This window comes from Chitinophaga sp. Ak27 (assembly GCF_012726295.1).
Lineage (GTDB): Bacteria > Bacteroidota > Bacteroidia > Chitinophagales > Chitinophagaceae > Chitinophaga.
This window is the reverse complement of the sequence record NZ_JABAOB010000001.1, coordinates 1054613-1077060: the sequence shown is the minus strand read 5'-3', so window position 1 is coordinate 1077060 and position 22448 is coordinate 1054613. Positions and strand designations below refer to the sequence as shown.

12 protein-coding genes are annotated in these 22448 nt (G+C 48.5%); 8 read left to right on the top strand and 4 right to left on the bottom strand.

The features are described from left to right. The first annotated feature begins 9 nt into the window (after positions 1 to 9). Complete coding sequence (locus HGH90_RS04200; RefSeq protein ID WP_211092943.1) at positions 10 to 1170, top strand: aldose epimerase family protein; 1161 nt, start codon at positions 10 to 12, stop codon at positions 1168 to 1170. Positions 1171 to 1291: 121 nt separating this feature from the next. Here the strand turns inward: HGH90_RS04200 and HGH90_RS04195 are convergent, their stop codons facing one another. The 4 genes from HGH90_RS04195 to HGH90_RS04180 form a co-directional block, all read right to left on the bottom strand. Beyond that, complete coding sequence (locus tag HGH90_RS04195) at positions 1292 to 2758, bottom strand: RagB/SusD family nutrient uptake outer membrane protein (protein WP_168763734.1); 1467 nt, start codon at positions 2756 to 2758, stop codon at positions 1292 to 1294. Between the two features lie 26 nt (positions 2759 to 2784). Further along, positions 2785 to 5838 (bottom strand): SusC/RagA family TonB-linked outer membrane protein, encoded by a 3054-nt coding sequence (locus HGH90_RS04190; protein ID WP_169190461.1) that lies wholly within the window; start codon positions 5836 to 5838, stop codon positions 2785 to 2787. Positions 5839 to 6486: 648 nt separating this feature from the next. Next, positions 6487 to 7932 (bottom strand): APC family permease, encoded by a 1446-nt coding sequence (locus tag HGH90_RS04185; protein WP_168763732.1) that lies wholly within the window; start codon positions 7930 to 7932, stop codon positions 6487 to 6489. A gap of 94 nt (positions 7933 to 8026) precedes the next feature. After that, a complete protein-coding gene (locus HGH90_RS04180; RefSeq protein ID WP_168763731.1) occupies positions 8027 to 8926 on the bottom strand; it encodes an AraC family transcriptional regulator in 900 nt (299 codons plus the stop codon). Between the two features lie 191 nt (positions 8927 to 9117). Between HGH90_RS04180 and HGH90_RS04175 the strand changes: the two genes are divergently transcribed. The 7 genes from HGH90_RS04175 (at position 9118) to HGH90_RS04145 (ending at position 22440) form a co-directional block, all read left to right on the top strand. Continuing rightward, on the top strand, positions 9118 to 11256 hold the full coding sequence (locus HGH90_RS04175; RefSeq protein ID WP_169190460.1) for a S9 family peptidase: 2139 nt from the start codon (positions 9118 to 9120) through the stop codon (positions 11254 to 11256). 12 nt (positions 11257 to 11268) lie between these two features. Then, a complete protein-coding gene (locus HGH90_RS04170) occupies positions 11269 to 12990 on the top strand; it encodes a DUF885 family protein (protein WP_248276965.1) in 1722 nt (573 codons plus the stop codon). Between the two features lie 315 nt (positions 12991 to 13305). After that, on the top strand, positions 13306 to 16491 hold the full coding sequence (locus HGH90_RS04165) for a SusC/RagA family TonB-linked outer membrane protein (RefSeq protein ID WP_169190459.1): 3186 nt from the start codon (positions 13306 to 13308) through the stop codon (positions 16489 to 16491). Positions 16492 to 16510: 19 nt separating this feature from the next. Next, complete coding sequence (locus tag HGH90_RS04160) at positions 16511 to 18082, top strand: RagB/SusD family nutrient uptake outer membrane protein (RefSeq protein ID WP_168763728.1); 1572 nt, start codon at positions 16511 to 16513, stop codon at positions 18080 to 18082. Positions 18083 to 18103: 21 nt separating this feature from the next. Next, positions 18104 to 18775, top strand: coding sequence for a hypothetical protein (locus HGH90_RS04155; protein ID WP_168763727.1), 672 nt, complete (start codon positions 18104 to 18106; stop codon positions 18773 to 18775). 13 nt (positions 18776 to 18788) lie between these two features. Further along, positions 18789 to 19748: a DUF5007 domain-containing protein gene (locus HGH90_RS04150; RefSeq protein WP_168763726.1), complete on the top strand. Its 960-nt coding sequence runs from the start codon at positions 18789 to 18791 to the stop codon at positions 19746 to 19748. A 277-nt stretch (positions 19749 to 20025) separates the two neighbouring features. After that, positions 20026 to 22440, top strand: a complete 2415-nt coding sequence (locus HGH90_RS04145; RefSeq protein WP_248276964.1) for a glycoside hydrolase family 127 protein — start codon at positions 20026 to 20028, stop codon at positions 22438 to 22440. Positions 22441 to 22448 lie beyond the last annotated feature (8 nt).

Here is a 22448-nt window from a genome sequence, read left to right as displayed (position 1 = left end):
AAATACGTTATGGATATGAACTTAAAGGCATTGTCCGCCCTATTGATTTCCGGTGGAACCCTCATTGCATCCTGCAATAATGGTGCAAGTACCAAAAAGGAAGATAAGGACTCCACATCAACTACTGCCACTGCCAGCGCTTCTGCTCCCGCTAAATTCGGACAGTCGGATGGCCAGGAGGTGCTGCAATACACCCTGAAGAATGCTAATGGCATGGAAGTTAAAATACTGAACTATGGTGGCATCATTACAGATATTATTACCGCTGACAAGAACGGGCAGAAAGGCAATGTCGTTTTATCCTACGACTCCCTGTCTGGTTACCAGCAGAAGGGCCAGCCTTACTTTGGTGCGCTGATTGGCCGTTATGCCAACCGCATTGCCAATGCTAAGTTCAAACTGGATGGTAAGGAATATTCCCTGGCAGCCAATGACCACGGTAATACCCTCCATGGGGGTCTTAAAGGCTTCGATAAGGTAGTATGGGCCGCCACGCCGGCCGGAGACAGCAGCCTGCAACTCACCTATACCAGCAAAGATGGAGAAGAAGGTTATCCTGGTACCTTACAGGCTACCGTGGTGTATACACTCACCACTGATAATGCCCTGCAAATCAACTATAAGGCTACCACCGATAAACCAACACCCATCAACCTCACCAACCACGCTTACTTTAACCTCTCCGCAGGCAAAGACAGCAACATCCTCGGACATGAACTGTCGCTGAAAGCCAGTCGCTATACGCCGGTGAATGATAAACTCATTCCTACCGGGAAACTGGACCCGGTAAAAGGTACGCCTATGGACTTTACCGCTCCCAAGAAAATTGGTGCGGATATCGACAAGGTAAAAGGTGGTTATGATCACAACTGGGTACTGGATAAGAAAGACAACGAACTGGAAACCATTGCGACTCTATATGATCCTACCAGCGGCCGTTATATGGAAGTGGCTACCACGCAACCCGGTATCCAGTTTTATACCGGTAATTTCCTGGATGGTACCCTGGCTAATACCCGCGGCGGACAAAAATATGGCCAGCATGCAGCCCTCTGCCTGGAAACGCAGCATTTCCCTGATTCTCCCAATCAGCCATCATTCCCCAGCGTTATCCTGAAACCCGGAGAAACATTTTCACAGACTACGGTATATAAGTTTTCTACTAAATAGCGGAAAGCAGAAAGCTTAAAGCAAAAAAGCTATTGAGGCGAATGATTAAAGCGGATATTAACTCGCTCTGGTCATTCGCCTCAATAGCTTTTTTGCTTTAAGCTTTCTGCTTTCCGCTATCCTAATAATTCGGATTCTGTATCAAAGTGCCTTTACTTCTGTCGATTTCTGTTTGCGGCATGGGGAAGAAGTAGTTCTTCGGACGGGTGAACTTGCGGGGAGCGCCACCACGGGTCACTACCGAGCCATTATAGGCCAGTTTAGGTTTGGCGTTGATGGCAACAATATCTACCAGTTTGGCTTTATCCCAACGCAGGAGGTCCTGCTGACGCTCATTTTCACCGCACAATTCCACCCGGCGTTCATGCATCAGCTCTTTCATACCGGCATTGGTAACGGCAGGCAGTGTGGCGGAAGCGCGTTGACGTATGGCTTTGATTTCGGCATCACCGGCGCCGGGGCCATTGAGGCGGATCTTAGCTTCGGCTACCAGCAGGTAGATGTCGGCCGAACGCATCAGCGGGGTTTTTAAGGAATAGTCTAAACCACCGGAAGGCTTCCAGGCGCAGAATTTCTTATAATGATAACCTGTCCAGGAGGCAGCTGCATCGTAAGTAGCGATACTGGTGCCAATGTTTACCTGGTCGCCGGGTTGCATGATGCAGATATTTTTGCGGGGATCACCTGCTTCAAATTCATCTACCAGTCCTTTTGTAGGATAGAAAAAGCTCCAGCCATTCCAGTTCCTCGGCGCGTGATAGGTGATGAAGTCGGAATAACCGCTACCATCTACGGTTTGAACTGCCAGCAGCATTTCGCTGTTGTTGCCGGTGGCTACGCTGAAGTTATCTGCATAGCGGGGAGCCAGTTTGTAGTTGGCATTAGTAATTACTTTATTACCAACTTCAATGGCTTTATCCAGCTTTTCCCAGTTCATATACAGCTTGCATAACAATCCCCAGGCAGTGCCCTTGCTGACGCGGCCTTTATCGCCATCGCCGTAGCTTTCGGGCAACTGGTCAGCAGCGGCCAGCAGGTCGGTTTCTATTTGGGCGCGCAGCTCGTCGGCGCTTACTTTAGGTTTGTTGTAGTTGGATTTTACTACGTCGTCTTCTGTTACCATCGGTGCTTCGCCATAAATCAGCAGCAGACGCCAGTACGCAAAGGCGCGGAAGAAATGGGCTTCCCCAAGGCAACGATTTTTAATTGCCGGGTCTATATCGGTTATTTTAGGCACGTAGATCAATACGTTGTTGGCGCGGTTGATCGTTTCATATTTCCATCTCCAGCCCACTTTTACACTATAGGTAGATGCATCATAGCTATAATCTTCGATGGCGGCATCATAGTCGTGATCGCCACCACGCACCTGGTCATCGGAGCAGTTGTCGAACACAAACTCGTTAAAACCGGTGTAATCTTCTTCCAGTAACACGTTATAGATACCGGTAACGCCGTCTACGGCATCGCTCTGGTTGCGCCAGTAGTTACCGGTGGTATAGTTCCCCTTGGGTTTCACATCGAGCACGCTTTTACAGCCTGCCATAAATAATGCGGAAAATGCGAGTATATATTTGATCCGTTTCATGATAATTCAGTTTAAGTTCCCGTTAATCAGAAGTTGAGTGTAGCGCCGAAAGTAAATGTCCTGGCCTGTGGATAGGCAGCTACGTCTACGCCTCTTTGCCTGTTGCCATCCCCGGTGCCGTTGGCGCCATTGGTGGACGTGCTATATCCCAGTTGTGGGGTAAGCCCGGAATATTTGGTGAGGATAAATAGATTTTGTGCTGCCGCATATACATGGATATCGGAAATACCGCTACGGCCCCATATTTTAGCCGGGATGGTATATCCCAGGGATGCATTTTTGAGGGCAAAGTAGTTACCATTTTCCACAAAGCGATCGGACACGCGGTTGTTCTGGTTGGCATTGCCCAGGGTCATGCGGGGGACGGAGTTGCTGGTACCTTCGCCATGCCAGCGGTTGAGCGCATCGGCGTACATGTTGTATGGATAGTTGGGATCCATACCCTGCATTTTATCGGCGTTATAAAGTTTTACGCCGCTAACACCGGCAAAGGAGAGACTCAGGTCAAATCCTTTATAGCCGGCGCTGGCCTGGATACCATATACCATTTTCGGATTGGGGCTGCCCAGGTTTACGCGGTCTTTTTCATTGATGATACCATCGCCGTTGGTGTCCACAAAAATGACATCGCCAGGTTTGATATTATCCTTGTTGGGATCATTTTTAATGTTAGCATCGTTCTTGATTTGCGCATCGTTTTGATAGATACCATCTGTTTTCCAGCCATAGTAGGAGGCCAGTGGCTGCCCTACATAGGTGCGGGAAATTTCCTGTCCCTGGCGGCCATAAGGAGTAGAGCCGATATAGGAAGTAGGATCATACAGCTTGGTCACTTCATTTTTGATAAAGGAGGCATTGGCGCTGATGTTATAATGAAAACGGTCGTTACCGCCCTGGTAGCTGGCTTCCAGTTCCCAGCCTTTGTTGTTCAGCTGTCCCAGGTTGCGGTCGGGGATAGCGGAAGTACCATGCAAGTCCATCTCTGGTGCTGGCACCAGCATGTCGCGGGTTTTCTTGTTAAACCAGGTGATGGTGGTGTTCAGGCGGTTGTTGAGGAAGCCGGCTTCCAGGCTGATATTGGTCATCTCTGCTTTTTCCCAGGTTATATCGGGGTTGGCTAAGCGGGAATTCCAAACGCCGGTGTATGGGTTTTCGCCGAAGTTATAGCGTCTGTCTTTATCGATAGGTGCCAGGTATTGGAAGTCGGCTACGTTTTGGTTACCAAGTTGTCCCCAGCCGCCGGTGATTTTCAGGTTGCTGATCGCTTTCACGTTATCCTTGAAGAAGGTTTCGTCCGAGATGCGCCATCCGGCTGAGAAGGCGGGAAAGTAGCCCCAGCGTTGGTCAGGTGCAAACCGGGAGGAACCGTCGGCACGGAAGGTAACGGTGAGCAGGTACTTGTCTTTGTAGCCATAGAAGCCTCTTACAAAACCGGAAGCGATGGCATTGGAGGCGTAGTAATTACCGGTTGCATCGTGGATATCGTTACCATTGCTTAATACCCGTTGGTCCAATGCTTCGTCGTTATAGCCCCAGCGGTCGCCCCGGAACCAGGAGCCGTTGAAGGTTTGCTGGGAATAGCCACCGGTGAGGGTGATATGGTGCACTTGTGAAAATACCTTGTTATAAGTCAGGAATACTTCACTAAGCTGGTTGTTATTGGTTTCATTGCGGTTAAACAATTCAGCGTGGTCGCGGGCCCTGGTTTGATCCAGCACTTTAGGTGCAAAGCTATATTGATTGGCCATGGAGCCATCGAAGCCGAAGTTACCGCGGAGGGTGAGGCCGTCGGTGATTTCCAGTTCGCCGTATACGCTGGCCAGCATGCGGTAGTTTTTGATCCACGTATCGGTGGTTTCTGCGGTGTATACCGGGTTATTGATATCGCCCAGTTCATTGCTGGCTTTGGAGCTGCCATAGCTGCCATCCGGGTTATGAAGGGGAATGGCAGGGTTGAAGCGGAGGGCGCTGAAGATAAGGCCGGTCTGGCTGGAATAGGTATCCGGCCCGCTGCTTTTCTTGTACGTAAGCTGCATATTTTCACCTACTTTGAAACGCTTGCCCAGCTTATGTTCTGAGTTGATGCGAACAGAGTACCGTTGAAAGTAGGAGTTGGTGATGATCCCATTTTCTTTGTAGTATCCTGCGCTGACGAGGTAGTTGGAGCTACTGTTGCCACCGCGCAGGCTTACGTCTGCGTTGGTGATATCGCCGGAGCGTAGCAGGGCACGTTGCCAGTCGGTGCGCTGGGTGGAATAATAGGGGTCTTTCCAGATTGCTTCTACCGGAACGCCATCGTTGGTATAGCGTTCCTGTTTGAGCATGGCCAGGTCGGGAGCGGTGAGCAGGGGAATATAGCGGACGGTGTTGGAAACGCCCCGGTATAAGTTAACGGAGGTTTTCAGTTTTTCACCGTAATTACCTTTTTTAGTGGTGATGATAACTACGCCATTGGCGGCCCGGGTACCATAGATCGCGGAAGAGGAGGCGTCTTTGAGTATTTCCATGGAGGCAATGTCGTTAGGGTTTACATCACTGAGACCGCCGGCGGGAATTCCATCGATAATGATCAGCGGGTCGGCGTTATTGATAGTACCGGTACCGCGTATACGAATGGAGGGTGTGCTGCCGGGGGCGCCGTCAGAGCGGACGATATCCACGCCGGAAACGCGACCCTGGATGGCTTGTGCGGCATCCGGTACCGGTATGTTTTTAATATCTGATCCTTTTACGGAAGCAATAGTACCGGTAACATCTCTACGGGTTTGTACACCGTAACCTACTACCACTACTTCTCCCAGGCCTTTGGTGGTGGCGGCCAGGGATACATTGATAACGGTTTTGTCGCCAATGGTGATTGTTTGCGGTTCATAGCCTATAAACGTGAACAAAACCGATTTAGCACCTGTTGGTAAAGAAAGGGTATAGTTCCCTTTTGTATCGGTGCTGGCGCCACTGCTGGTACCGGGTACGGTTACGTTTACGCCGGGCAGCCCTTGTCCGTCAGCTGCTCCGGTGACTTTCCCGGTAATGGTCTTTTGGGCAAAAGCCGCACTGGCAGCGGCACATAAAAAGACCATCAGAAAGCATAATTTTCCAGTGAATGAATACCTCATGATAAAATGAATAAGACGTGAATAGAAGAAACGTGATCGCAACAGTTATACGGCTTGTTCTTTCCTGTTGTCGCTTTCCTGTTTTTTGGCGGTGATTAAATAAAAAATGCTAAATCGTTTTTGCGCTCTTGTCTGTTTTTTTATCGGCGTAATATGGTTTTTAATGTGGACGAATAATGATTGCTAAAATGTTATGGCACGTTGCTGTTGTAGGTATTGTAAGATGTAGATTCTGATAAACGGGCGTACAAAAACGGGATGAAAGAAGGTTGACATGGTTACTCGATTAGCATTTTCACAGTTCGACAGATGGTGACCACACCGCAAATGATCAATTGATTATTGGTATTACATTCACACAGTACACACTTCACAACATGGTTGGTTCAACCGAAAAATACACTTTTTTTTGGCTGACAAGTACAGAATTTTTTTCTGTTGCCAGAAAGGTAGTGAATTTTACAAATGTAAGGGTATAGTTTTTTACCGGGGATTGATGCTGGATTAAATAAGTATTAACTATGGAAACAGGATAAGGGAAATGCTTATCAGCAAAATAAAAGCCGGGACCACTCCTAGGGTCCCCGGCAAAGGTTGGTTTATCAGGTAATTTTATGACTGTACATCTGCCGTTTCCCGCACGGAAACAGCCGCTGCTTCACCATTTTTACGTTTAGCGAGGTAATAAACCGGAATGCCAGACAAAGTAATGATCAATCCCGGCCAGGTAAACCTGGGCTTATAGATAAATAATAACCCACAAAAAGCCAGCCCCATAATAATATACAGTATCGGTAGTACCGGATAGCCAAATGCTTTATAGGGACGCTCTGCATCGGGACGTTTCCTTCGCAGGATAAAAATACCCGCGATGGTGAGCATATAAAAAGCTACTACCACAAAGGAGATCATGTCGAGTAAGTCGCCATACCGGCCGCTTAAACACCACAAACAGGCCAGCAAACATTGGATCCATAAAGCAAAAGAGGGTACCGCTGCTTTGTTGAGCGTGCCGGCCCGTTTAAAAAATAAGCCATCATTGGCCATGGTGTGGTATACCCGCGCGCCAGCCAGTATCAGTCCATTGTTACACCCGAAAGTAGATACCATGATCATGACGGCAATAACGATGGTGCCTGTATTACCAAGTACCGCCTGTGACACGGACACGGCTACACGATCTTTAGGGGCGTGTGCTATTTCTGTTAAAGGGAGTACGGAGAGATAGGTAATATTGGTGAGCAGGTAAACCACGGTTACAATAGCGGTACCCAGGAATAAACTTAATCCTATATTTCGCCTGGGATTTTTTATTTCGCCAGCTACAAAGGCCACATTATGCCAGGAGTCGCTGCTGAATACCGAGCCCACCATAGCGGCGGCTATGGCTCCAAAGGCGGCCATGGTAGTATAGGAAGCTGTGGTACCGGTGTCGGTTAACGCATGCAGGTGCCAGGCATCGTGCCAGTTGGCCTGCCATATCGCCGGCTTTAGGGCTACCAGTCCGCATACGATCAGCGCGCCCAGGCTGATTAATTTGGTAAGCGTAAAGGTAGTCTGTATGGTTTTACCTCCTTCAATACCCCGTGTATTCATGTACGTGAGAAATACAATGACGAGTATCGACAGCAGCTGCGCAGCAGTGATCTGCAGGCTGCCCAGTGGCAGCACCACGTTTTCTTCGCTGAATACCGGCAACAGGTAAGCGGTGAACTTAGCAAAGGCTACGCCCACGGCCGCAATGGTAGCTGTTTGTATGACCGTGAAAAAGCTCCAACCATACAGGAAAGCTGTCATCGGGTTGTAAGCTTCTTTCAGGTATACATATTGACCGCCGGCACGGGGAAACATGCCACTCAGCTCGCCATAGCTCAGCGCAGCGGTAAGGGTCATAAAGCCCGTAATAAGCCATACAAGCAATAGCCAGCCCGCACTACCGGTATGCCGCGTAATATCGGCGCTGACAATAAATATTCCGGAACCGATCATACTGCCCGCCACCATCATGGTGGCATCCAGCAGCTTGATAGAAGGCTTGAATGAAGGAGTGGCTGACATAAGTAGCTATCGTAATTTGGTTGATATGCAGGTATTTGTACTCCTTAAAACTACAGCTACTTTGCTGGCTATTCTATTCGCTTATTGACCAATACTATGCAGATTTTGTACTGCCGTCATGGTCCAGCTGGTCATATTCCCGCAGGTAGCTGCGGGGCGATTTACCCGTAATACTCTTAAACACCCGGTTGAAGTTGGCGATGCTGTTGAAACCACAGTTGTAAGCTACCGTGGCAATACTGTCGAATGAACCCCCAGCAAGTTTTTTGCAGGCTTCATTGATACGTACTTCGTTGAGGAACGATACAAACGTTAAACGCGTATGTTTTTTAAAATACCGGCAAAAGGCCTGTGGCGTCATATGCGCCTCGCGGGCGATGTCTTCCAGCTTAATCTCTGTATCATAATGTTGCATAATATAATTGTAGATATACCCGATGCGGATACCTTCCTGTTCATTAACAGAGGATAACCTCGACCCCGTAATCAATGGCTCGAGATTTTTCAGTGTAAGAAAGAAATTCATCAGGTCTACAAATGCCATGAACTGCAGTATGCCCTGTGCTTGATGGATCTTCAGCATGCGGCTGGATACCTCCAGCACATGCGCCTCGGGGATCTTAAATCCATTTTTCGACTGCTCTACAAATGATTTGATCTTCTTAAACTCCGGCAAGTCAAATAACGGCGCCAGCTTACCATCGGGATTGAAGAATACGGTGAGCGCCTGTACATTCTTTTTGTTCTTTCCCACAAATGGCATCGCCTCGCTCTTTAATACATGCGGCTGGTTACTACCTATCCAGTATATCTCATTCGACCAGAAAGCGTGCATATTGTTTTCTACTATCAGGGTGCCCTGCCCATGCTGTATCCAGGTTAACTGGATCTCTTCATGCCGGTGCAAGTGCGGATAAAATGCAGGCAAGGAATCATGCTGTGTGATGATAGTTTTATCATGCGCCACAGGTATGGTAAACTGCAATACTTTCATGGAATCACATTATTCTTTTTTTAACACCTTTGAAGGAATTGAGCCTCAATTTAGGTGAAGATATGAGAACAAGTTATTAAAAAACGTTTAAAAACTAAACTTTGTGCATAGTACTTTTAATAAAAATATATCCGCCAGGTTATCGATTAACTGTCGATACTACATTTATTTATAACAGACCGGAATGACTTATGAAATACAAGAAAATACTTTGCTGGCTGTTTTTATGGGGGACTCCTGCCACCTGCCTGCATGCACAGCAAAGTAAACCAACACCTTATCAGCCCACGCGTGCAGAGATACTGCAACGTTACCGCAATGCGCAGCGATGGGATACCGCTACCCGGAAAACGGTGTTTAAACACAATGTCGACGCCAACTGGCTGCCAGGCGGAACGTCTTTCTGGTACGCCAATACGGCCAGGGATAGCAGCCGCACTTTTTACCTGGTACAAGCCGCCACGGGAAAAAAAGAGCTGATAACCGACTCCGCAAAAATTGCGCAACTTAAAAAAAATGCCCTGGCGCCTAACGCTGTCCGTTCTCATGAACCCAGCCGCTGGGAAGGGTTTGCGACCGACAGCCTTTCTCCTGACAAACAATGGGTAGCCGTTACAATCGATGGCAACGTGTGTGTGCGCTCTGTAAAAGATGGGTCACTTACCCAATTTACAAAAGACGGCAAAGCCACTAAGGACTTCTACGGCGCATTGGCCTGGTCGCCCGACAGCAAATACCTCGTAGGCTACCGCATCCACCCCGTGGAAGATTCGGCCGTTTACTATGTACTCACCGACGTACCCGGTACCACCCGCGGGCAACTCCGCTCTCAGCCCTATAAGCAACCCGGCGATCCGTTTACTACCTACGAAATGTACCTGTTTACGCTAGCCAGTAATACCACCACCAAAGTCAATGCAGACATCATCGATTTCTTCGAGGCGCCCGTATTGCACTGGCGGCATAACGATGCCCGCTACTTCCTCTATGAAAAAGTGGACCGCGGACACCAGCGCTTCCGGGTAATGGAGGTAGACGCCAGCAACGGGCAAACCCGCACAGTACTGGATGAAAAGTCGCCCACCTTTATTTATGAATCAAGGTTGTATACCCACTACCTCCCAGACACCAACGAAATGCTTTGGACCTCCGAAAAAGACGGCTGGCGGCATATCTATCTCGTAAACACCCTCACCGGGGAAATTAAAAACGAGGTAACAAAAGGCGACTGGCTGGTAAGGGAAATCGACAGCATAGATGCAAAGAAACGGGAAATATGGTTCCGCGGCAGCGGCAGAAATAAGCATGAAGATCCCTACTACGAACATTATTACCGTGTCAACTTTGCAGGCAATAAACTGGTAGACCTTACGCCCGGCAAGGGCAACCACCTGGCTTTCTTTTCTCCCGACAGAAAATACTTTATAGACAAATACTCGCAGGTAAACGTACCACCGGTCAATGAGTTGCGCCGCACGGAAGACGGGAAGCTGATCACCGTGTTGGAAAAAGCAGATGTGAGCGCCTGGCAGGCACTCGGAGTACCTTTCCCGACGCCCTTTGCCGCCAAAGGCCGGGATGGCATAACGGATATTTGGGGTATTATGTGCCGCCCAACAGATTTTGATCCTACCAAACAATACCCGGTAGTGGAAAACATTTATGCAGGCCCCCAGGATGCTTTCGTTCCCAAGAATTTCATGAGCTACTACAGCGATATGCAAGGCCTGGCCGACCTGGGATTTATTGTGGTGCAAATCGATGGCATGGGCACTGCCAACCGCTCCAAGGCCTTTCATGATGTATGCTGGAAAAACCTGGCCGACGCCGGCTTCCCCGACCGTATTGCCTGGATTAAAGCCCTGGCAAAGCAATACCCGTTTGTAGATACTTCACGGGTAGGACTTTACGGTACTTCTGCAGGCGGACAAAATGCACTTGGCGGGTTACTTTTCCATCCTGAATTTTATAAGGCAGCCGTGGCATCCTGTGGCTGTCACGACAACCGCGTAGATAAGCAATGGTGGAATGAACAGTGGATGGGATACCCGGTAGGCAAACATTATGAGGAACAGTCCAATGTTACCAACGCCGGCAAATTAAAAGGCGACCTGTTACTGATTGTAGGAGAAGCAGATACCAACGTGCCGCCGGAGTCGACCTACCGTGTTATCAATGCACTGATTAAAAACGGGAAGCGATTTGATTTCCTGCCCATACCAGGTATGGGACATAGCGATGGAGGCCCTTACGGCCGTTCCAGGCGCCGCGACTTTTTTGTACAACATCTGTTACATACCACGCCACCCGATAAAAATATCAACGAATAAAATATCAGCTACTTGAAAAAAATACTATTACTGATGGCCGGTCTGCTGTTGCAACAGGCCATCACCTATGCGCAATCTGCCGATAACGACCTGTATCAGCAAACCAGTGAAGTAAATAATATCATGGTGCAGTACGAGGCAGATGCCGGCAACCTTCGCCGTTTTTATTTTGTAGAAACATCGCCGGAGCATATTGCCCGTATGAATGCGCTCATCAAAAGCTACCAGCAACGTCTGGAGGCGTTGGACTATAGCCATCTTAAGGTAGGCGCCCAGGTAGACTATACGCTGTTTCGTCGCCGGCTGATTGCCACAGCAACCGACCTGAAAGAGGCTGGTGAGGAAAATGAACGCGTGAAAAGATGGTTCCCCTTCGCGGATAAGATTTACCAGGTAGAACAAAGTCGCCGCCGGGGTACCAAACCGGATGCACCGGCATTTGCTGCTCAGCTCAGCAGTATTGCCAAAGAAATCGTGCTTCTGAAAGCTAAGCTGGATAAAGACAGTAGCTTTGCTCAACCAACGGCCCGCCAGGGAATGGCTACCGCTAAAGGTTTACGGCAGGCGCTCAACAGCGTGTACACGTTTTATAATGGATATGATCCACTCTTTTCCTGGTGGATACCGGCGCCTTATCAACAGGTAGACAGCCTCTTAAAAAACTATGGCGCCGCTTTTGCCGCCAAAGAAAAGAGTAGCGCTAAAATGCCGGACGACGGCAGCGGTATTGCCGGTCACCCTATTGGCCGCGCTGCGCTGATCAGGGGACTGCAGGAAGAAATGATTCCCTATTCCCCTGAGGAGCTGCTGGCTATTGCCAATAAAGAATTTGCTTTCTGTGACGCAGAAATGGAAAAAGCTACCCGGGAAATGGGACTGGGCACCGACTGGAAAGCCGCCATGGAAAAGGTGAAGAACAGCTATGTGCCACCGGCCGACCAGCCGGCGGCAATGATGAAGTTATACAACGAATCGGTGGACTTCCTAAAGCAGAAAGACCTGATCACCCTGCCGCCACTGGCAGAAGAAACATGGCGTATGATCATGATGACGCCGGAGCGTCAGCTGGTTAATCCCTTCTTTACAGGAGGAGAGGAGTTCAGTGTATCCTATCCCGTTAGCAGCATGAGCCACGACGACAAGATGATGAGCATGCGCGGTAATAATCCCCATTTCTCCCGGGCTACGGTTCATCATGAACTGTTGGCAGGGCACGCGCTGCAGGAATTTATGCAAAACCGTTATAAAGCCTACCGGCATTTTGAAACGCCCTTCTGGATCGAAGGCTGGGCATTGTATTGGGAAAGATTGTTGTGGGACCAGGGCTTTGCCAAATCTCCTGAAGACCGTATCGGTATGCTCTTCTGGCGTAAGCACCGCTGCGCCAGGATCATCTTCTCTATCAACTACCACCTCGGTAAGTGGACGCCCCAGCAATGTATCGACTTCCTGGTAGACCGTGTAGGCCACGAACGCGCCAACGCGGAAGGAGAAGTGCGCCGCTCTTTCGTAGGTGGCTATAGCCCTCTTTACCAGATTGCTTACATGATTGGCGGCCTCCAGTTTGAAGCCCTGAAAAAAGAGCTGGTAGACAGTGGGAAAATGACATACAAACAATACCATGATGCCGTACTGAGAGAAAATATGATGCCTATTGAAATGCTGCGGGCTATCCTCCTTAATAAGCCCGTGCCGAAAGACTTTACCAGCAGCTGGCGCTTTTATAAATTATAGCAGAAAGCTGAAGGCAGAAAGCAAAAAGCTATTGAAGTTGTTAATCAATGCGTTTTAGTATCCGCTTCAATAGCTTTTTGCTTTCTGCCTTCAGCTTTCTGCTCCACCGATCCTGTTAAAATCATCAGCCTATGAGTTAATTTTCAGGTAGTAATATCCGCACTTTTAAAATAGTTTTGTAACAGATAATAATTGTCAATATAACACTTAAATAAATCAGCCAAAAGAACGTCCATTGCCTTGTCGACAGTGTATATATAGACCTGTATCATAGAATATCAACCAGAATTTTTCAACATAGCTAAATCCTTCTCCATGCGAAAACTTGTCATGGCCTTTATCGCCCTATTGGCGGTCTTACCATCTGTTGCCCAGACAGTAAAAATAACGGGCACCATTACAGATGAAAGAAGCGGGCCACTTCCCGGCGCCTCCGTGAAAATTAAGGGCGGCTCCCAGGGCGTTGTCACCAACGACAAAGGTGAATTTGCTATCATGGCATTGCCGGATGCCACCCTGGAAATTAGTTTTGTCGGCTACCTCAAACAGGAACAAAAATTAAAAGGCCGCTCACATCTCAGCATTGTATTAACACAAAAGAATGGCGCATTGGAAGACGTGGTCGTTATCGGTTACCAGACCGTGAACCGGAGAAAGGCCACTGCGGCGGTATCCAGCATACGGGGAAAAGACATTGAAAACATCCCCGCTGGTAGTTTTGAACAACTGCTCCAGGGGCGTATGTCGGGTGTAAACGTACAGAACTTCACCGGCGAACCCGGCGCCGCACCCACCATCTCTGTAAGAGGTAACACGGCCATCGGTACTTCTTACCAGAACAACCAGTACAAAATCCTCAACAAACCACTGTATGTGATTGACGATGTACCGCAGTTCAGCGATGATATGATTGGTCCGGACATGGGAACCGGTACCAATAACATTGCGGGTTTAAACCCTAATGAAATTGAATCCGTTGACGTACTGAAAGACGCCGCCGCAGCAGCTGTATATGGCTCCCGCGGTGCTAATGGGGTGATTATCATCAAAACAAAACGCGCCCGCACCGGATCGCCCCGTTTTAGTATTTCTACCTACGGGGGACTAACGGAAATACCTAAGCTCCGTACCGTACTGGTGGGGGCAGCAGAGCGTAGGGAAAAGATACGCCTCTACGACGATGCATTTGCCGGTAACCAGGACCGTCTCATTCACCGAAGTCTGATCATGACCGATAGCCTCAATCCCGATCTGAATAAGGCTACCGACTGGCAGCGGCTATTTTATCGCAACGGCTTTATCCGAAATGTAGACCTTAACGTATACGGGGGTACGGAGTATAATACCTATCGCTTGTCTGCCGGTTATTATAAGGAAGATGGTATCGTAAAAGCCTCCGGTTTCAAACGCTATACGCTCAACTATTCTTCCTCTATACGGACTAAAAATGGTGCGTTGGAAGTGATTCCCAATATCCGCCTGGCCCGTATGGAAAGAGGCCGTGGGTCGGGTAGTGCCGACCTGCTGGGCGCCGTAGGGCAAAGCATGCCTTCTTCGCTTTTTGCCGCCGATGACAATAGCCTGCAACGCGTACTGGGCAGATATAGCAGCAATATGGATATCAATATCGATAACCAGGTAAACGGCGATATCTCGTTTAACCTGCGGTTATCTAAGCAGTTGTCTTTCCGCTCCCGTAACTCCGTGTCTATGGTGATGAGTCGCCGGGATGTATCAGTACCCGGTGATCTGAATGCGGACTTAGGAAATTCTGCCTCCTCCAACAGTGGCTTGCAACAAAGCTATACTACCTCCAACGACCTGAACTGGAATGCTGTTTTTGGCAAGGCCAAAGAACATACCATCAATGCTATTGTAGGACAGGAGGTGCAATACAGTACCTACCAGAATACCTATGCCCGCGGCGATCGCGGCGCCAGCGATCAGATCCAGGTAGTGAACGGATTTCCACAGGGACCTTATCTCTATGGTAGTTCCTCGTATTCGGCTTTCGGGATACTGTCGCTCTTTTCCCGTGTCAACTACGACTATAAAAGTACTTACCTGCTGTCGGCTTCCCTGCGTGGTGATGCTGCTTCCAGCTTCGGTCCCAATAACAAATGGGGTTACTTCCCGGCAGTATCCGCCGGCTGGATCATCAGCAACGAGCCCTTTATGCGCCGCTACGCCAGTTGGTTGTCGATGCTGAAATTAAGAGGCAGCTACGGCGTACTCGGTAACCTGCCCGGTGATTATTACCTGCAATACAGCCTCTATAATATTGGCGGGGCCGGGTACAATGGCAGTAACCTGAATCCTAATACCTATAATGGCGCGGTAACAATTACCCCGCAATTTGGCTCTGGTGGCGTAGCACAGAAAGATATCAGCTGGGAGAAAACAGGCAGCTGGAACGGTGGGATAGAAGCAGAGCTGATGAACGGAAAATATTATTTCAGTGCAGACGTATACGTGAAGAACAGTAAAGCAGGGTTGATTGATATGAACCTGCAAAGTACCACCGGTATTGCCACCGCTAAAACAAATGGTGCGCAGATTCGTAACTCCGGTATTGACATCAATTTCCAATTCCGCAATGTGCTGCCGGAAAAGAGTGCCCTGCGCTGGGAAATTTTGTGGAATGTAAGCATGAATCAAAACCTGGTGGTCAACCTGCCAAACGACAACCGCGATATCACCTTCGGCAACCTGTTTAATACCACGCATATCCTTACACGCGGAAAAGCGGTAAATACTTTTTACCTGCTGAAAACATTAGGCGTATATGCTACCGACGATGATGTGCCTACAGATAGATATACCGGTAAGAAATTCCAGGTAGGAGCTGTGAACGATCCCAATGCCAACAATCCTTTCCGGGCAGGAGAATTTATTTTCGCCGACCTGGATGGTGATGGTATTATAGATGCCTTCAACGGCGGTATTTCAGGAGATAAGATTCCTTATGGTAATCCTAATCCCTTCCTGACGGGCGGTATTACGCAGAACTTTTACTGGAAGAATTTCACTTTCGGATTCCTTTGCACGTTCACTTTTAAAAGAGATGTGTTAAATCTTTATGACTCAGATACCTATGGCCGTTATGGCTGGGACCAATCGGGTAACGAGTTTTCCAAATACGCAGTGTCTGATCTCTCCAAAATGAATATCTGGCGCAAACCAGGCGATAAAGCTGAGTATGCGAGAATGGACATCGGTACTTTCCGTTATTACTACCGGGCCGACCAGACCTTCTTCCTGGAAAAAGGCGATTATTTCCGCATCAAGAATATTTCTATGGGGTATGCACTTCCCCAGAAAGCTTTGAAGCCGCTGCACCTGAGCAGGCTGCGCTTCTATGGGCTGATGGATAATGTATACATTTTCCAGGCATCGAAAAAGTTGCCGGATGCCGAAAACGTAAACCCCTATGGAGAGTATAACGGTGTCGGCTATCCGAGCCCGCATAAATACACCCTGGGCATTGATGTAGGATTTTAAACACAGCTAAACACTTTTTATGAAACGGATCTTCTTTACACTCATCATAGCAACTGCATTTTTATCGTCCTGCAAAAAAATGCTGAACCAGGAGCCGAAAGATACCACCTACGAGGAAAAATTCTGGAAGTCGGAAAATGACATGAAGAAAGCGCTGGCAGGAGCTTATGCATCGCTGCGTTCTAACTTGCTTGACCAGGATTACTTTCATAACCTGGGTGATATGACCCTGGGCAGCGAGTATATCGTGATTCAAAACGCCCCCTATTTCTCTAACTCCGATTGGAATTTGCAGGTGGGCAAGTTTGAAATGAACTATCTCGATGTATTCCGGAACTGGTCGAGGTTTTACAGCACCATCCTCCAAACCAACCTGATGCTGCAAAAACTTCCACTGGTACCAGACAATACCTTCCAGGACGACCCCGTAAAAGGACGCAAAAATATAGCGGGGCAAACCCTGTTTATCCGTTCCTACGTATACTTCCAGCTGCTGCGCACTTTTGGGGATGTGCCGCTGGTAACCACGCCGGATCCCAATCCTATTGCCAACAAGCCATTGGCGCGCACCGACAAAAACCTGGTAGTGCAGCAGATCCTGAACGACCTGGATTCCGCGGCCAATTGCCTGGATATGTCGTATGAAGTGGAAACTACCCGTGGTACCGTGCCCAACAAAGCCAGCGTGATGGCGCTGCAAGCACAGGTATACCTGTGGCGTGCCTGCGTGATCAAACGTCCTGCATTTGAAGCTACACCGGATATGAGCGATGTGAACAAAGCCTCTGACCTGATTGAAACGATTGTAAATAGTGGCTTATATGGGTTGGCAGCCCCCGGTGGAAAAATAGACAGTATTCAGTATGCCAAAGTATTTACCAGTAACAGCCGGGAAAGCTTATTTGAACTATATACCCGCTACGCTTACAATGAAGGCTCAAATAACCTCATGCCCATTAAGTTCCTGAGAACGCCTATCCTGGCGAAGACCGATTACCCAAACCTGATCCTTGGCCCCAGTTACGTGAACAACCTGTTTCCACGGATTGTGCAGGTGGGACCTGATCCGGAAGATACTGTAACAAATACGGATATACGTAGGAAGGTATTCCTGTATGATGCGGATGGCGCCAATCCTGTTTTTGTGAAGTACAGTAACGTGATTTATAATAATCCTAACCAACAGGCCGATCCTTACCTGGACAACAACGTAACCTTACTGCGTTATGCCGACTTGTTACTAAGCAGGATGGAAATTGCGGTTTATAAAGGTCAACTCGGATTGGCTTATTCGCAGCTCAGGGATTTTCGCCAGAGCCGTAGCCGGCCGCAAATGGACTCTGCCACGTTTGTAAGCGAAGCGCCACTGTCGTACAACCGCCTGCTGGATGAAATTATGACGGAACGCGCCTGCGAATTATTTATGGAAGGACAACTGTACTTCGATGATGTAAGAATGAAACGCTCTTTTGTGCCCTGGCTAACGCCTTCCCGGTATAACCAGGAAGGTTTCCTGCTGCCGCTGGATCCTGCATTATTTAACAATAACAGACTGCTGGTACAGAATAAGTATTGGGCGGGTAAAATTTAATCATCTAAAAAAGTATTCATCATGAAATATATTCACCTGCTACTCCTGGTGCTGCTGGCCCTCGCAGGATGTAAAAAAGATAACTACCTCGTGAATGAAGGAGGTACCGATTTGGAGAGGATCAGGAAGATGTCGACCTACGATTTCCTGCGGGAAAGTAAGGTCCTGGATACAGTAGTGCTGTTGATAGACCGGGCGGGAATGAAAGACGAAATCAATGGAGATATAACTTTTTTCTCTCCCACTACCTATGGGGTAAATTCTTTTCTCAAACAACAAACCATTGCCCTGCAAACGCGCACCAATAATGAAAATATAAAGTTTACGCTCGACAGCCTGTCTGCCGATAGTATTAAATTTTACCTGCGCCGGCACATTTTCAAAGGGGTAATAGACAAGAAAGCATTGACGTATACGAAGAAAAGTTTTACCAATGTGAATGGTGAAGGGAATTATTATATCAACCTGGAGAAGTATTACATAGACGTCAGTGGTATTCGTTCTACCACCAGCAGGATCCAGTTCCGTCGCATTTTTGGCCAGCCAGATGAAGATGTGCCGGCCGGGGTAGAAAACCGGGCGCCGGATTTTTACACCTATGTGCAAACATCGGAAGTCCGCACAGCTACCGGTATGGTACATGTGTTGGATGCTGACGCCAACTACGGATTTTACGTTTACAGAAAAAATTAAAAATCAGCCGAGTATGAAATATATCTTATTCGCAATCATGGCCGGGGCATTGCTGGTAGCAGGTTGTACCAAAGTGCAGGAAGGTTTTTTAAGTGATGGTATCCGTTATAAAAGCCCTGAAATATTTATTCCCAAAGGGATTACAGCGCGTTATCCAGGTATTCTTTTCGATGGCTCTACGCCGCCGGTAAAGTTCGAAATCTTAGATATGCGGCCGGTGGAAGGAGGGAAGCTGCCGGCAGCTTTTAGTACTAAGTACCCGGTATGGGTGTTCAAAGATAAAATGTCGTTCGACCCTGATACAGATACCACCATCGCACTGTTGCGCGCCAAGCAGGATAGTCTGCAGGAACTCCCGTTCGAGTTTAACCCGGTAAACGGAGGTTTCCTGTTTAAAGCGCCGTCGGCCAACTTGCCCAATGGTGTGTATGAATTTGATGTAAAAGCCACCAACGTGAATGGCAGCAAAGTGTACAAGAACCTGGCCCGCCTGCATATCGACGATCCTGAGTACATCCGGATGACAGAAGTGCCCGTTATTCCCGGCTATGATTCAGTCACCAATACTTTCCCGGGGGCGGTCCAGGGAACGATGGAGCTGAAGCGCATATCTGCACAGGGAACCCAGGTGATGCTGAAGATCATGGATAAAAATGGAAAGCTGTTCAACCCCAAAAATGGGGAAGTGATTAAGCGTGGCGACCGCCCTTCTTTTGCCTCTTATGCAAGGTTTAACCCGGTGATTGTGACGGATACCGCCCTGATTACAGATTATGCCATTGCTCCCTATCCCGCCAAACTGATTCCCGGTTATGTGAACTATCTGATTTACTACCGTATACCGGCATGGTTTATTAAGATGGATGGGGCGGCCCCCAAAGCATGGTCGGCTAACCCGCGTTTTGGCTTCCAGATACTGTTTGAGGGCAGCTACGAGGTAATTATACATTTACCCAATGTAACCAGGCTGTAAGAGAGTAGAGAGCCGAAAACCGAAAGCATAAAGCAAAAAGCTATTGAAGCGAATAATCGGCGCGAGTAAATATCTGCCCGGGCTATTCGCTTCAAGGCTTTTTGCTTTACACTTGCTGCTTCTAAGATAAAATGTTGGGAATACTCGTTAATATCTACGCAGTATTCCTTTCTTTTTATGAATAATTTTATTTGTCATATTGACAATTATATGTTTAGACATATTTGTCAACCATAAATCCAATTTTCTATATTAGGTGTTCATAAAGATAAAAGGTATGAAATCATTTTTGGGGAAGATGGCGTTGACCGGCGCCGGCATACTTTTAGGCAGCACAGGGTTGCAGGCCCAGCTGCAAAAAGATTATCCGATAAAACCAGTGGCCTTTACGCAGGTAAAGGTGAATGATAATTTCTGGGCGCCCAAAATAAGGACCAATGCCAGCGTTACCATCCCGTATACATTGGAACAGTGCAGGAAGACAGGCAGGATAGATAATTTCCTGCGGGCAGCCGGCAAATTACCAGGCGATAAATTCACTGAGTATCCTTTCGATGATACAGATTTATATAAAGTCATTGAAGGTGCTTCCTATGGGCTGCAAACGCAGCCCAACCCCGCGCTGGAACGGTACCTCGATACCTTGATCACCATCATTGGCAACGCCCAGGAAAAGGATGGATACCTCTATACTTTCCGCACCATGAAAGCGGCTAAACCTCATGACTGGATTGGTAGTAAACGCTGGGAAAAAGAGGAAGACCTGAGCCACGAATTATACAACGCCGGCCACTTGTTTGAAGCTGCGGTAGCGCACTACGAGGCTACCGGTAAAAGAACCCTGCTCAATATTGCCATCCGGAATGCTGATCTCCTGGTAAAGGATTTTGGATGGGGAAAAGAAGAGAAGTTCCCCGGTCACCAGATCGTGGAAACCGGGCTTACCCGCCTGTACCGGGTTACCGGCAATAAGTCGTACCTCGACCTGGCCAAATTTTTCCTGGACGTACGCGGTCCCGGCACGAAAGACAGCCAGGAATACAACCAGGCCTACAAGAAAGTAGTAGATCAGCATGAAGCCGTAGGACATGCCGTTCGCGCTGCCTACATGTACACCGGCATGGCCGATGTAGCTGCCCTTACTGGCGACCGCAAATACTTATCTGCCATCGACGATATCTGGGAAGATGTGGTAGACAGGAAATTATACATTACCGGCGGTATTGGCGCCACCGGCGCCGGCGAAGCTTTCGGGGCTGCGTATGAACTCCCGAACATGTCGGCCTATGCCGAAACCTGCGCCGCCATTGCCAACGTGTACTGGAACAACCGCATGTTCCTGCTTCACGGCGACTCCAAATATATAGATGTGCTGGAACGTACTCTGTATAACGGGCTGCTGTCCGGGGTATCCATCAGCGGTGACCGGTTTTTTTATCCCAATCCGCTGGCCTCTATGGGGCAGCACCAGCGCAGCGCCTGGTTTGGATGCGCCTGCTGTATTTCCAATATGACCCGCTTCCTGCCTTCTATGCCAGGTTATGTATACGCACAGAAAGACAATGATTTATACGTAAATCTGTTTGTCGGCGATGCTGCCACCATACAGCTGAAAGCCGGTAAAGTAGGCATTGTACAGCAAACAGATTATCCCTGGAACGGGAAAGATGATATCACCATCAACACGGCGAAACCTACGGCCTTTACCCTGAAAGTACGTATCCCCGGATGGGCAGAAAACCGCCCGGTGCCCGGTAACCTTTACTTCGAGGAAGATAACTCCGCAGTTACTATTCCCATCCTGCTGAATGGTCAGCCGCTCCATTACACGGTGGAGAAAGGATATGCAGTGATTAAACGCACCTGGAAAAAAGGAGACAAGGTAACGATCGACTTACCGATGGACGTGAAGAAGGTGCTGGCCGCTACGCCGGTGAAAGACGATCAGTACCGCTTTGCGCTGGAACGCGGACCCATCATGTATTGCCTGGAGGGACCGGATAATAAAGATGCCACGGTACAGAACATCGTAGTGGCAAAAGATGCTACTGTAACACCGGTCTTCCAGACCAACCTGCTCAACGGCGTAATGACCCTGCAAATGCCGGGCAGCTCTAGCAGCCGGCAGCTGAATTCGGATGCACTGATTAACAGTCAGCAAACGGTAACGGCTATCCCGTATTATTCCTGGGCTAACCGCGGTCCTGCTGAAATGACGGTATGGATTCCGTTTGAAGCCGCCGCCGCCCGTCCTAAGCCTGCACCTACCATTGCGTCTAAAAGCAAGATCAGCGCGTCGGTAAAGAACCGGCGCATGCTCATGGCCCTCAATGACCAGTACGAACCCAAGGATTCCAAAGATAACAGCGCCTTGTATTTACATTGGTGGCCCGCTAAAGGCAGCAGCGAATGGGTGCAGTATGACTTCGACAGTGCTCATACCATTAGCCGTTCTAAAGTATATTGGTACGATGATGGTCCCTTCGGTGGCTGCCGCATTCCCACCGCCTGGAAGCTCTACTATAAACAGGGCAGCGAGTGGGTACCTGTAAAGAATGCCACACCCTACACGGTAGAAAAAGACAAGTACAATGTAGTATCCTTCGAACCGGTAACTACCAACGCCCTAAAGCTGGAAGTGCAGCTGCCGGCAGATAATTCGTCGGGTATTCACGAATGGATAGTAGAATAATAAGATAA

Bases quoted from the DNA above. Each gene is read 5' to 3' on its own strand.
- HGH90_RS04155 (WP_168763727.1), top strand. From the start codon at position 18,104: ATGAAATATATTCACCTGCTACTCCTGGTGCTGCTGGCCCTCGCAGGA.
- HGH90_RS04185 (WP_168763732.1), bottom strand. From the start codon at position 7,932: ATGTCAGCCACTCCTTCATTCAAGCCTTCTATCAAGCTGCTGGATGCC.
- HGH90_RS04175 (WP_169190460.1), top strand. From the start codon at position 9,118: ATGAAATACAAGAAAATACTTTGCTGGCTGTTTTTATGGGGGACTCCT.
- HGH90_RS04145 (WP_248276964.1), top strand. From the start codon at position 20,026: ATGAAATCATTTTTGGGGAAGATGGCGTTGACCGGCGCCGGCATACTT.
- HGH90_RS04180 (WP_168763731.1), bottom strand. From the start codon at position 8,926: ATGAAAGTATTGCAGTTTACCATACCTGTGGCGCATGATAAAACTATC.
- HGH90_RS04150 (WP_168763726.1), top strand. From the start codon at position 18,789: ATGAAATATATCTTATTCGCAATCATGGCCGGGGCATTGCTGGTAGCA.
- HGH90_RS04160 (WP_168763728.1), top strand. From the start codon at position 16,511: ATGAAACGGATCTTCTTTACACTCATCATAGCAACTGCATTTTTATCG.
- HGH90_RS04165 (WP_169190459.1), top strand. From the start codon at position 13,306: ATGCGAAAACTTGTCATGGCCTTTATCGCCCTATTGGCGGTCTTACCA.
- HGH90_RS04190 (WP_169190461.1), bottom strand. From the start codon at position 5,838: ATGGTCTTTTTATGTGCCGCTGCCAGTGCGGCTTTTGCCCAAAAGACC.
- HGH90_RS04200 (WP_211092943.1), top strand. From the start codon at position 10: ATGGATATGAACTTAAAGGCATTGTCCGCCCTATTGATTTCCGGTGGA.
- HGH90_RS04195 (WP_168763734.1), bottom strand. From the start codon at position 2,758: ATGAAACGGATCAAATATATACTCGCATTTTCCGCATTATTTATGGCA.